Here is a 12,551-nt window from a genome sequence, read left to right on the forward strand (position 1 = left end):
GAATTATAAATTTGAACTCTGAAACCTAGGTTCAGCAAGGGTTTGAGATTGTTTATACAAAAGAGGAGTTGTATTTTTAATTTTCTTGAAGGTTGAAAAGAAAGTGGACTTGGAATTAAATCCTACTTCATACCCGATCTCCTCAATTTTTAAATAAGACCCGTTTTCTATTTTTTCACAGGCTTCATTAATCCTGTATTCATTGATACAGGTAGAAAAACTTTTCCCCAAATTATCATTCAACAATTGGGACAGCTGATGAGTAGACATATTCATTCTTGAAGACAGGTCGCTCAATTTTAAATTCGGATTTTTATAGAGTTCTTCCGTATCCATTAATCTCTCTAATCTTGATACAAAACTATCCACTTGTTCTCCAGAAATCTTTTTATTGGAATACTTTTCTGTTTCTTTTACCGGAAGCTGCTGATATTTCTTGTTAAATAAAATCAAAAAATTGGCATACAGCACAAATGAAAACACGAGACTTCCTCCTGCACAGTATATCTGTACCCAGCCCGTTGAAAGCAGCTGATAGCTAAGAAATATAATCACATTGCTGACCAGAATCGGAAGTACAAAGTTATTCGGACTTTTAGGGTGCTGCTTAAGCAAAATATAATACTGATAGACTGTAAGAAATATAAATACAGACCAAACGGTATAGATAAAAGTACCAAAATAGTTATCCCACGTTATGGGAAACACCAGATACAATAGACCAACAATTCCTAAAATAAGGGTTAATATCCCAAACCATTTCTGACAGTCCTTCCAATCAAACTGATCCTGCTGGAAGGAAGATTTCACATAATAATATAAAGCCGGTCCTGTAAAAAATAAGGCTGACAGCCCTAAATGCGCGATAATTCTGGGTAAATCAGGATAAAAATAAAAGCATACAGAAATCATTACTCTTGAGCTTAGCATTAAGAGAAGAATTCCAAGGAAAAAATCCGGAGGGTATTTCAGTTTTTTAACAAACAGCAGATAGAAGCCCAGCAGAAGTCCGTTGAATGCTCCTACTGCGCTGAAGAAAAATAACATCTGTTCTCCAAAAGTCATTGGGTATTAATTTTTTACAGTAGTAAATTTAATCAATTTATTATATTATATTTTGTAAAAATTAAAAATATCTTTCTCTTTTTTAGGATTCTTTTTCCAGCCTTTTCAGGATCAGTGTCCGTAAGCGCTCATCATGGTCATCCCCCCATTTCCCTAGTGTGGCAATAACCGGAATCAATGTCTGTCCAAATTCTGTAAGCCTGTATTCTACTTTTGGAGGTACAACGGGATAAATCTTCTTTGTGACAAGTTCATGCTCTTCCAGTTCTTTTAACTGAACATTCAATACTCTGCGGGAAGCATCTGGAATTTTCCGCTGCAATTCACTGGGTCTTTGAAATCCTTCATTAATAAACCATAGTAAACGGATTTTCCATTTGCCATAGAGCACCTCAGCAATCAGATCAAGCCCGCAGTTCAGATTGGGTGGGATTTTTCTTTCGTACATAAAACAAATGTAACACAATGAGGTGAAATCACAATAGGGGATTAATTTATCCCTATGTGATTCGTAAGACCGTACTTGTAAGAGCCTGTCATACTCCTGAAATTTGTACAAAAAAGAAATCATGACAGAATCATTTAATTTCAACAATGAATTATCAGGTAAGATTGCTTTGGTAACGGGTGGAACAAAAGGAACCGGAAAAGCTATTGCTGAAAGATTACTAACCGCCGGTGCCACTGTAATTATTACTGCAAGAAATCAGTCTGAAGAGATGAATAATCAGCTTCATTTTATTTCAGGAGATCTGAGTAAGGCAAAAGACACGGAAAAACTGGTAAGAGAAGTGTTATCTACTTTTGGTAAGCTTGATATTTTAATTAATACATTGGGTGGCTCAGAAACGCCTGGTGGCGGCTTCTCTGTTCTGAATGATGAAGACTGGGAAAATACAATTCAGACCAATTTGTTGGCACCCGTTCGTTTAGACAGAGGATTTCTTCCGCAAATGTTGGAACGAAGGGAAGGTGTGATCATTCATATTGCGTCCATTCAGGGAAGACTGCCTTTATTTGATTCCACATTACCCTATGCTGCTGCCAAGGCCGGACTGATCAATTACAGCAAAGGTTTATCAAAAGAAGTTTCCCCGAAGGGAGTCCGTGTACTTACTGTTTCTCCAGGCTGGATCATGACTTCATCTGCCATCCGAATGATGGAGCGTATTGCTAAAAGTTCAGAAACTTCAATAGAAGAGGCAACTCAAAGTGTCATGGATGCGTTGGGTGGAATTCCGATCGGTAAGCCTGCCCAGCCAGAAGATATTGCAGAATTTGTTGGTTTTTTAGTTTCTCCACGGGCACAATATTTAACAGGAACCGAATATGTAATAGATGGTGGTACTATTCCTACAGTTTAATCATTTAAAAATAACAATATGAACTTACCTAACATTTTACAGGAATTTTTAAAGGCACAGAAGCTCTTTGACAGTACAACTTTTTCCAATTGTTTTTCTGAACAGGCATCCGTATTTGATGAAGGAAAAATATACACGGGAAAAGAGGAAATAAAGCAATGGAATGAAAAATCTAATCATGAATACAAAACCTTGTTTGAAGTAAAAGATTTTTCGGAGAAGGATAATACAACTGTTTTAAGAATCAAAATTTCCGGCTCTTTCAGTGGTAGTCCGGTAGTGCTGAATTTTCATTTCCGGTTGAAAGACCATCTTATTATGGCGTTAGCTATTACTGGATAAGTTGTAAAAAAAGAATCCCAAAGTTTGCTTTGGGATTCTTTTATGGTATAAGCAAATATTATCTGCTTGCGATGTCAATGTAGTTTCTTTCCTGAGCACCTTGGTAAACCTGTCTTGGTCTTCCGATTGGGTCTCCTTTCAATCTCATTTCTTTCCACTGAGAAATCCATCCTGGAAGTCTTCCTAATGCAAACATTACTGTAAACATCTCTGTAGGAATTCCTAACGCTCTGTAGATGATTCCTGAATAGAAATCTACGTTTGGATATAGTTTTCTTTCAATGAAGTACTCATCTTCAAGTGCTACTCTTTCTAACTGCATTGCAATGTCAAGAGCTTTATCCTGAATACCAAGTGCAGTAAGGATATCGTCAGCAGCTTTCTTGATGATTTTCGCTCTTGGGTCGAAGTTTTTGTAAACTCTGTGTCCGAATCCCATTAGACGGAAGCTATCACCCTTATCTTTAGCTTTAGCAACATATTTAGATACGTCACCACCATCTTTTTCAATAAGTTCAAGCATTTCGATTACCGCCTGGTTAGCTCCACCGTGAAGTGGTCCCCAAAGTGCAGATACCCCAGCAGAGATAGAAGCGAAAAGACCTGTGTGAGCAGAACCTACCATTCTTACTGTAGAAGTAGAACAGTTTTGTTCGTGGTCTGCGTGAAGGATTAATAATTTATCTAAAGCATTTACAACTACCGGATCGATTTCGAAATCAGCGTTTGGTAATCTGAATGCCATTTTGTAGAAGTTCTCTACATAGTTTAGGTTGTTATCACCGTGGTTTAATGGTAAACCTTGAGTTTTTCTGTAAGTCCAAGCACAAAGGTGAGAGAACTTAGCGATCATCAGCTCAGCAGCATGATCCATTTCTTCTTTAGAGTTTACGTTAACGGCTTTCGGGTTGAAAGCTGTTAAAGCAGAAGTCATAGAAGATAAAACTCCCATAGGGTGAGCAGAACGAGGAAAAACATCAATGATTTTTTTCATTTCGTCTGCGATGAAGTTATATTTTTTAATATTGTTGTCGAATGAAGTAAACTGATCCTGAGTAGGTAATTCTCCATGTAATAAAAGATACATTACTTCTGTGAAGTTAGATTTCTCAGCAATCTGCTCGATTGGATAACCTCTGTAGAACAATTCTCCTTTATCTCCGTCTAAGTAAGTGATGTCGCTAATAGTAGCTCCTGTATTTTTGTAACCTAAATCCAGAGTGATCAAACCTGTCTGGTCTCTTAATTTTGAAATATCAATCCCTCTGTCTCCGATAGTGCTATCCACGATAGGATATTCATATGAATTACCGTCGTAATTCAATATTACTTTGTTGTCTGACATTATTTATTTATTTTTTTTAAATATACCACTTTCCATAAAATACGGCAAACTAAAAATTTCGCTTGCCGTTATTTATAAATTCGATTAATTATCTTTTGATTTTAAAAGCTTCCAATCCTGGGAAAATTGCAGTTTCACCTAAAGCTTCTTCAATTCTCAATAATTGATTGTATTTAGCCATTCTGTCTGATCTTGAAGCTGAACCTGTTTTGATCTGTCCACAGTTCATTGCTACCGCTAAATCAGCAATTGTAGAATCTTCAGTTTCTCCTGATCTGTGAGACATTACTGAAGTGAACTTGTTGTTCTGAGCCATTTGTACAGCAGCCATTGTTTCAGAAAGAGAACCGATTTGGTTTACTTTTACAAGGATAGAGTTCGCAATATTTTCTTTTACTCCTCTGGATAGTCTTTCTACGTTGGTTACAAATAGATCATCACCTACAAGCTGTACTCTGTCACCTATTTTATCAGTTAACATTTTCCAACCCTCCCAGTCATTTTCCTGCATACCGTCTTCAATGGAAATGATTGGGTATTTTGCAGCCAGTTCAGCTAAGTAAGAAACCTGCTCGCTGCTTGAAAACTGAGCTGCGTCCTGAGTCTGGAATTTTCTGTAATCATAAATTCCGTCTTTGTAGAATTCAGAAGCCGCACAGTCAAGTGCTAACATAATGTCGTCCCCTGGCTTATAGCCTGCTTTTTCAATTGCCTGAAGCAAGGTATCCAAAGCATCTTCAGTTCCTTTGAAAGTAGGAGCAAAACCACCTTCGTCACCTACCGCAGTAGATAAACCTCTTGAATGAAGAATAGATTTCAGATTGTGGAAAATTTCAGTTCCTTTTCTCAATGCATGAGAGAAAGAATCCGCTTTTACCGGCATGATCATAAATTCCTGGAATGCGATAGGAGCATCTGAGTGAGATCCACCATTTATTACATTCATCATTGGAACAGGAAGCGTGTTTGCATTCACTCCACCTACATATTTATAAAGTGGCATTCCTAATTCTGCAGCGGCAGCTCTTGCTACGGCCAAAGAAACACCAAGAATAGCATTAGCACCAAGATTTCCTTTGTTAGCCGTTCCGTCAAGATCAATCATAATCTGATCGATATAGTTTTGTTCGAAAACCGGCTGTCCAACTAAATTCTCTGCAATTACTTCTTTTACATTTTCAACAGCTTTCAGAACTCCTTTCCCTTGATATTCTGAACCACCGTCACGTAATTCTACCGCTTCGTGTTCTCCTGTAGATGCTCCTGAAGGTACAGCAGCACGGCCCATTGCCCCGCTTTCTGTAAATACATCTACTTCAATGGTAGGGTTACCTCTGGAATCTAAAATCTGTCTTGCTTCTATATAAGAAATTGCACTCATTTTTTATTTTTTTTAGTTTAGACAAATTTAATCAAAATTTAACTTTTAGGGGTATTTCGAGGGATTTTTTTGATATAAATCCAAGTTAAATTTTAGTTAATTTATATTATGATAATTCCACAATTTATTTGTGAAGAATTGCCGATTTAAAATAGGGAAAGAATGATAAAAAAAAACTCACCTTTTAAAATTGTAAAGATGAGTTTTCATTATGTAATTATTATACTATTCTTTTTTCATTGCATCAAAATTGAAACTGATATTTAAGAAACCAAAAAGATTATTGTTTTTAATATCATATTTTAAAATCAACGGAACCCAAAGGTTTTTTAAAATTCTTATTCTTAAATCTGCATTGGCTAAGAACTGGTCATTTTTTTCATCTGTCATTATTCCTGAAACAATTCTTTTATATTCAAAATTAGGTTTAAGTTCCACGATAGATCTCTCTTTAGTTTCCCAAATCGAAATATTCAATCCTAACTGTGATGAAAATTCTTTTCTTTTTATAACCGATGTCGTGATACTGTCTTTTGCTTTAAACTGATTTCGGAAGTCTATTTCCAATTTGCTTCCCTTCTTAGATTTCAAACCTTGCAGATACACCAAATTGGCATCAAACTCGTCTAAAAACTTAGAATCCTTTTGAAAATTACTATGAAATCCTACAGTTAATAAAGGTCTCCTTTTTACTCTTCCCAATTCATTTTGAAAAGTATCTAAAAATTGTTTAGCTTCTACTCCATCTTGCTCTTCCAGCAATATCTTTTTAAAATCCTCCGGCAGATTATCTATGGGCAGGTAATATTGTTTTTCAATAGAAGCTTTTGCTAATTTCTCAATTTTTTGGTAGTTTTCAGAAGTTGCTACGTTTCTATATTTTTGTAAAGCAAAAATTAAAGCGGAACTTAGCTTGGCAAAATATTTACCGGATTCATACTCTTCTCTGGCTAAACTGGCTATGGTTGTATCTCTTTTATTAATGATTGCCCAATCAAAGCCATAATTAAATCCCTTAAATTTATAATCATTATCAAGGTTCAGTCCTATTTGTATCTGAAAATTCCTATAAAAGGTTTCTCGTTTACTTGTATAGTTATAGTCAATTAATAAAGTACTATCAACTTTTGATCTCAATGAAAAAATGTTTGCTTTAAATTGAAAAGATTTGTTTTCACTTGTTAATCCTTTAAAAGAAGCCTGCATATAATCAGTCAATACATCTTTCCAGTTTCCTGATTTTGTTTCTTCAATTTTATTATAAAAACTTTCTGATTTTAAATCTTTTTTTGCAAAACCTCCATTTTGGGCACAAACCAATAATGCATTAAAAAGAAATAGAATAATCCCTAATTTATATATAAGTGTTTTCATGATCCTTTTTTATTATTTACTTTAAAATGATACGTTAACAAATACCCATTCCCTTTTCTATTTGCAGGATTTAAATCAGAATCTTCACTAAGCGTAATATCTCCATCGATTTTTATTCTTGTATTTCTTTCCGCTGATAAAGGATTCGATCCAATTATATAAAGATCATATTCTGCATCTTCATTCAATTCAAATTCCTCAGAAAAAGTTCCATTTTCTGTTTTTTCAAAAAGAGGAACTGTGTTTCCTTTTTTAAAAATTTTATAAATAATTCCTAAAATTGAAGCTCCACCCGTTACTGTAATATTCAATGTTATAGTTTTCATAATGTCTAGTTTTTTAAGTTGTTTATTTTCTCGGTGTAGGAGATAGAAGACCCGCTAAGGCGCCTATGGCTCCTGATGAAATGGTAGCAAAGATTGTCACCAGTTGATTGTCTTTGGGCTGTCCGTTACTCCATGCGGAAATAAGAATAAGCCCTGCAATGATGGCAATCACTGCTAACCCGAGCATAATCACTATAATTCTATAAATCCAAAAATCTGTTCCTCTGGGATTTCTAATTTCCACATCCCTTATAGCCTCTATAGGATTATTTTTAAATTTCTCCTGAAGATCACTGTTGTTTTTTAAAGCAGCTTCTAAATCTCCAATACTGTCATTAATAAGAGTTTTCATGGCTTTTGGTTTTTATGTATCAAATTTCCCTCTAAAAAACACACCAATCAATTACACAAAGGGGTAATTTTCATACACTTATTTTAAAAACCAGACATGTTCCAGGGTTTTCAGGTAAAATATTACATTCACCGGATAATTCATTCATTCTTCTTTTCATATTCCGGAGGCCATTTCCTTTTGGCTGATCATCCGGAATTCCAGTTCCATTATCTGAAATTTTCATTGAAAAGCAATTTTTTTCCTGTGAAAATGAAAGTTTCAATACATCTGCATGGCTGTGCTTGTATACATTATTCACCGCTTCTTTTAAACAGAGGAAAAGATTACGCCTCATTTCTGTGGAAACAGGGGTTTCAGCAATGATATCATTACATTCTGAATGCAATACTATTTTTGTTTTCTTTAAAAAATTTCCGGTATACAGTATTGCATAATCAATAAAACTGCCTAGTGTGTCATTCCCTGAATTCAGACTCCAAAGCATTTCTCTCATAGAGATATTCATTTCTTCAGAAGTTTTCAGAAGTTCATCAATATCACTTTGCAGATCACCATCTTCTGCTTTCTGTTTTAAAAACTCTGCCTGAAGTTTCAATGCAGAAATCCCTGCTCCGAGATCATCATGCATATCGTGGGAAATACGTTCCCGCTCCTGTTCCAGAATTTTTTGTTTTTCGAGTTCTTTCTGAAGGAGCTGGTTTTGGTGTTCGGCTTCTTTGAGCTGCTGCTGTTGAATAAAAAAAAGCTGTCTTTTATTATACAGAACAACTATTAAAACAATAAAGATGACAAAAGTTATTAACAAAATAACAGCCATAATATAAGCCAATCTTATTGTATCCGGTAATTGCTTCATATTGTGTTTTTATTTTCAAATTTTCTCAAAGCGATATAGAACATTCCATACATAATGATATTAACACAATACTGCATAACCTTTAAAATTTGCAGAAGACCCGGATCATTGTCTCGAAGAAAAAACATTGGAATAGACCTGAAAATAAAGAAAATACTCCAAAAAAGCAATCCACAGGAAACCCAGAAATGCGGATCATCCAGAATTTTTATTTCTTCAAAGGTTTTTAATCTTATATAAAACCAAACCAGCACATTAATGATAAAATAAAAACACACTAATATTCCTAATCTATTTTCATAATTATCACTATAAAACTTTACAAACAGAATAATATAGACAAGTATGGCCATCAGAACATACTGGAAAAATACGCTGAGTTTCTTAGGGAAAATTTTAGCATAGTAGATGCCAAAAAATATAATCAAAAAAATGCTATAATAATTAAACAGATAAGCAAAGTCAAATTCTTTATTAAGTATTTTATAATGTCCATACAGCTCCAGACAAAGTGACAAAAACAAAAATATCGCAAAATAGTTTTGGCTGGAAAGACCTTTCTTTCCAGCTAAAACTATAGACTTTACAGTAGCTGCCAAGAGTACCATAATGTATATTATTTGAATTACCATTTTATGGATATAATGAACCCATATCGTAATATCCTTTTTCTGTACTAAAAACAAGTGTCATTTGTTTTTCGTGTGTTTCAAAGTGTTTTTTATATTGATCTTCTCGAAATCTATCTCCAAGATTATTTTCAAAAATTACTTTCTTTACATCACTGATTTCACAAAGATTGATAATAAATGTATCATTAGTATCTTTTGACAAGGTATCTATCAGGTCAACGATATGATAACTGATATAAAAAGTATTGTTTCGCCCCAGATAATCAGTTAACACCCGATGTCCATTCTCAAGATAAAAATCAATAAGCTCTTTTAAACTCTCATTGGAGATTTTCAGATCTTTAAGTGTAAGATCCTGATTGGAATTAATGAGGAGATAATTATTCCCATCAATAGTATTTTTATCCTGCGTTTGTAAAGAGGCCACCATATAGATCACTCTGTTTTCAGAATACGGTGTGAGTCTTATCCTTGAATCCTGAGGATCTATCTGTACAAAAGTAAATGTTAAATAGGTCGCTTTAATTTCATTCATAATCTCGCAAATATCTTTCAGGAGTGAATGTTTTACAGCATAAATACCTCCAAGATTAAAATTCACATCCTGATTTTGCATAAATGCCAAAACTCCCTTTTTAGCACTATCAATAAAACTTTCTGCCAGAATACAGCTAATGGGAAGCATTTCCTCCCCATCAACTAACTGATCAAGTTTATTACCGATAGGGCCTTCTCTGTAAGATAAATTATCATCAAGAACTTCTTGACTTGTTGCATTGAAATTTTCCATAATTTCTTAGTTTTTTGATTGGTTAAATTTATTAATAGCCTCCACTTTATTGTTTACGTGAAGTTTTCTGTAGATATTTCCGACATGTTTTTTTACCGTATCAATGCTGATACATTTTTTGTCTGCGATCTCTTTATAAAGAAGTCCCTCCGAAAGAAGGTCAAGAATTTCTTTTTCACGCACTGTAAGTTCATCGAAGCCTTTAATTTCGGGAAGTTTTCGTTCAAAATGTCTGAGAACTCTTCGGGCAATGGAAAAACTCATAGGAGCTCCACCCTGATATACATCACGGATTGAAGAAAGGATTTTATCCATACTTTCTCCTTTTACAAGATAGCCCATCGCACCAGCTTTTAAAGAATTAAAAATCTTCTCATCATCATCAAAGCTGGTACACATGATAAATTGTGTATTGGGCATGTCTTTTCGCAGTTTTTCTATGATTTCAATTCCCAGCATATCTTGTAACTGGATATCCATCATCACTACGTCCGGGGAAATAGCGGGGAGGTTTTGCATGGCATCATTTCCATCAAAAAACTGAGCAATTACCTTCATATCCTGTTGGTAATTGATGACTTTCTTCAACGCATTGTTGTAGTTTTTTTCGTCCTCTACTATGGCGATGGAAATGCTCATGACTTTGTTTCTTTGTAGCAAATTTCAACAGAAAACAAATTGAAATCAATTACACCTTTGTGTAATATTGATTTTGGAGTTTGTAATTATGGTTAAGTTTTTTTAGCTCTATTAAATTTAATCAATTTCTCATTTAAAAACCAATATTAATATAACTATTTCATAATAAATTAAAACACAAGTCACAAAATCGTAATAAAACCTTTAAAACAGAGAATTATTCCACAAGACAATCAAGTATAGGATGATCAATGCTGCTTACTGTATTATGAAATTCAATTTGTTCGAAGATTTGAATCAGATTTCTGCCTTTCTTCAACCAAACTCCAGGAATGTAAAGAGTCAGCTGCGGCCCTACTTTACTCCAGTATCTTCCTGCATTTTTTCCGTTGATAAAAACAATTCCTTTTCCAAAATTTCTCATGTCAAGAAAAGTATCTCCTGTCTCATCAAGTGTAAATTCAGCTTCCTGAATTACGGGTGAGTGAGCTGCAATCTCTTTTTGTTTAAAAGTATGTTTGGGAAAAGTATCGAAAGGCATTGGAAGCATTTCCCAGTTTCCGGAGACTTCAGTTCCGTTGATTTTTACTGGACTGATAATGCCTTTTAAATTATGGACAATCTCCGCTCCATAATTGATCCTACCCATATTTTCAACCAGAATTTCCAATCGGTCTCCTGGTTTAATTTCAATATCAAGATCATATTTTTTGTTCACCCTGTTCAATTCTCCTTTCCATCTGCCATTGATGTATATGTTGGCATAATCACGTAATCCTTTTATCTCTAATTTTCCTTTCGTATCATTATCAAATTTTCTTCTGTAGAGAACATATCCGTTTCCGATATTCAAATCTTCAAATGTAAGCGGTTTATCACTCACAACAGGTTTCTGACGATCAGTAAGATCAAAGAGGTAATTTATTTTTGAAAATTTAATAGTGGGAATAGTGATGACTTTCATTGGCTTTGGAACATCAGGAAGCTTATTCTGATGTATTTTTTGGAAAACTTCTCTCAGCGCATTATATTTTGGAGTAGCCCATCCTGCTTCACTGATGGGAGCATCATAATCATAGCTTGTAAGATCCGGCTGGATATCATGATCCCTATCGTAATTTGCACCGCTGGTAAATCCAAAGTTGGTTCCGCCATGAATCATATAATAATTAAAAGAAATTCCATTTTTTATATACAGCTCTGTTTGCTTTACCACTTCTTCTGTAGAAACCTTAACAAAAGGTTCTGCCCAATGATCAAGCCATCCGGGGTAGTATTCGGCAACCATGTAAGGACCTTGCCCTCCATTATATTCATTGATGCTTTTCTTTAAAATATCAATATCACCTTCCCCGTTTGCAGTTGGTATCGCTCCTTCAATAGAACCGCCTTTAAAAAGTGAGCTTCCATCTGAAGTAAATAACGGAACCGAAACTCCGCTGTTCAAAAGCATTTCTTTTATCTTGTGGCTGTATTTTCTATGCTCTTCGAGAGGAATATCTTTTCTTTGGGCAACATAGGAACCAAATTCATTTTCGGCCTGCACCATAATCACCGGACCACCATTATTGATCTGCATGGGTACTATTTGTTTTGCCAGCTGATTAATATATTTCCGGCATTCTTCGAGAAAAGCTTTATTATCTCTTCTTATCTCAAGGTCTTTATTTTTTTGCAGCCACCAAGGATATCCACCAAATTCCCATTCCGCACAAACGTAGGGTCCCGGTCGAATAATAACATACAAACCGACTTCTTGTGCTGTTTTTATAAACTTCTTCAAATCTTTTTCACCCGAAAAATTCCATTTTCCTGGAGCCTCTTCATGATAATTCCAAAAAACATAAGTGGTAACCGTATTCAAACCCATTGCTTTCATCATCTCCAGCCGGTGCTTCCAGTATTCTGACGGAACCCTGGGATAGTGCATCTCCCCGGAATACACTGTGAACGGTTTCCCATTTAAGATGAAATGTCCATCCCTAATTTCAAAATTTCCTTTTTGTGAAAACATAGTATTAAAGGATAAAAAGAAAAGAATTATGTATAAATAATGACTAAAATTTCTCATATTGTAAGGCA

The 12,551-nt window shown here is 34.7% G+C and carries 14 protein-coding genes; 2 read left to right on the top strand and 12 right to left on the bottom strand.

Features of this window, described 5'->3' with window-relative positions:
- Positions 1–3: 3 nt before the first annotated feature.
- Both ACPF63_RS19070 and ACPF63_RS19075 read right to left on the bottom strand, forming a co-directional pair.
- Positions 4–1,065, bottom strand: coding sequence for a helix-turn-helix domain-containing protein (locus ACPF63_RS19070; RefSeq protein ID WP_426480949.1), 1,062 nt, complete (start codon positions 1,063–1,065; stop codon positions 4–6).
- An 82-nt stretch (positions 1,066–1,147) separates the two neighbouring features.
- Positions 1,148–1,513 carry a winged helix-turn-helix transcriptional regulator gene (locus ACPF63_RS19075; protein ID WP_077413610.1) on the bottom strand — a complete coding sequence of 122 codons (366 nt, stop codon included), beginning with the start codon at positions 1,511–1,513 and terminating at the stop codon, positions 1,148–1,150.
- 121 nt (positions 1,514–1,634) lie between these two features.
- Between ACPF63_RS19075 and ACPF63_RS19080 the strand changes: the two genes are divergently transcribed.
- Complete coding sequence (locus ACPF63_RS19080; protein ID WP_426480950.1) at positions 1,635–2,429, top strand: SDR family oxidoreductase; 795 nt, start codon at positions 1,635–1,637, stop codon at positions 2,427–2,429.
- An 18-nt stretch (positions 2,430–2,447) separates the two neighbouring features.
- Positions 2,448–2,771: a nuclear transport factor 2 family protein gene (locus tag ACPF63_RS19085; RefSeq protein ID WP_426480951.1), complete on the top strand. Its 324-nt coding sequence runs from the start codon at positions 2,448–2,450 to the stop codon at positions 2,769–2,771.
- A 58-nt stretch (positions 2,772–2,829) separates the two neighbouring features.
- On the opposite strand, the gene ACPF63_RS19090 is transcribed toward ACPF63_RS19085, so the two are convergent.
- The 10 genes from ACPF63_RS19090 to ACPF63_RS19135 form a co-directional block, all read right to left on the bottom strand.
- Positions 2,830–4,116, bottom strand: a complete 1,287-nt coding sequence (locus tag ACPF63_RS19090; protein WP_047380612.1) for a citrate synthase — start codon at positions 4,114–4,116, stop codon at positions 2,830–2,832.
- 88 nt (positions 4,117–4,204) lie between these two features.
- Positions 4,205–5,497 (bottom strand): phosphopyruvate hydratase, encoded by a 1,293-nt coding sequence (eno, locus tag ACPF63_RS19095; protein ID WP_077413607.1) that lies wholly within the window; start codon positions 5,495–5,497, stop codon positions 4,205–4,207.
- A gap of 225 nt (positions 5,498–5,722) precedes the next feature.
- Complete coding sequence (locus ACPF63_RS19100; RefSeq protein ID WP_426480952.1) at positions 5,723–6,871, bottom strand: hypothetical protein; 1,149 nt, start codon at positions 6,869–6,871, stop codon at positions 5,723–5,725.
- Positions 6,868–7,197, bottom strand: a complete 330-nt coding sequence (locus ACPF63_RS19105; RefSeq protein ID WP_426480953.1) for a hypothetical protein — start codon at positions 7,195–7,197, stop codon at positions 6,868–6,870. The genes ACPF63_RS19100 and ACPF63_RS19105 overlap by 4 nt, the downstream gene beginning before the upstream one ends.
- Positions 7,198–7,219: 22 nt before the next feature.
- Positions 7,220–7,549, bottom strand: coding sequence for a hypothetical protein (locus ACPF63_RS19110; RefSeq protein WP_180565052.1), 330 nt, complete (start codon positions 7,547–7,549; stop codon positions 7,220–7,222).
- A 70-nt stretch (positions 7,550–7,619) separates the two neighbouring features.
- The gene (locus ACPF63_RS19115) at positions 7,620–8,408 is read right to left on the bottom strand and encodes a sensor histidine kinase (protein WP_426480954.1); all 789 of its coding nucleotides are present in this window, start codon (positions 8,406–8,408) and stop codon (positions 7,620–7,622) included.
- Positions 8,405–9,016 (bottom strand): hypothetical protein, encoded by a 612-nt coding sequence (locus ACPF63_RS19120; protein WP_426480955.1) that lies wholly within the window; start codon positions 9,014–9,016, stop codon positions 8,405–8,407. Before ACPF63_RS19120 ends, ACPF63_RS19115 begins: the two co-directional genes overlap by 4 nt.
- 25 nt (positions 9,017–9,041) lie before the next feature.
- Positions 9,042–9,830 (bottom strand): hypothetical protein, encoded by a 789-nt coding sequence (locus tag ACPF63_RS19125; RefSeq protein WP_426480956.1) that lies wholly within the window; start codon positions 9,828–9,830, stop codon positions 9,042–9,044.
- A 6-nt stretch (positions 9,831–9,836) separates the two neighbouring features.
- A complete protein-coding gene (locus ACPF63_RS19130; RefSeq protein ID WP_077413601.1) occupies positions 9,837–10,469 on the bottom strand; it encodes a response regulator in 633 nt (210 codons plus the stop codon).
- Positions 10,470–10,686: 217 nt separating this feature from the next.
- Positions 10,687–12,540: a glycoside hydrolase family 35 protein gene (locus tag ACPF63_RS19135; protein ID WP_426480957.1), complete on the bottom strand. Its 1,854-nt coding sequence runs from the start codon at positions 12,538–12,540 to the stop codon at positions 10,687–10,689.
- Positions 12,541–12,551: the final 11 nt, after the last annotated feature.

The organism is Chryseobacterium sp. R2ACT005 (assembly GCF_049949215.1).
Taxonomy (GTDB): domain Bacteria; phylum Bacteroidota; class Bacteroidia; order Flavobacteriales; family Weeksellaceae; genus Chryseobacterium.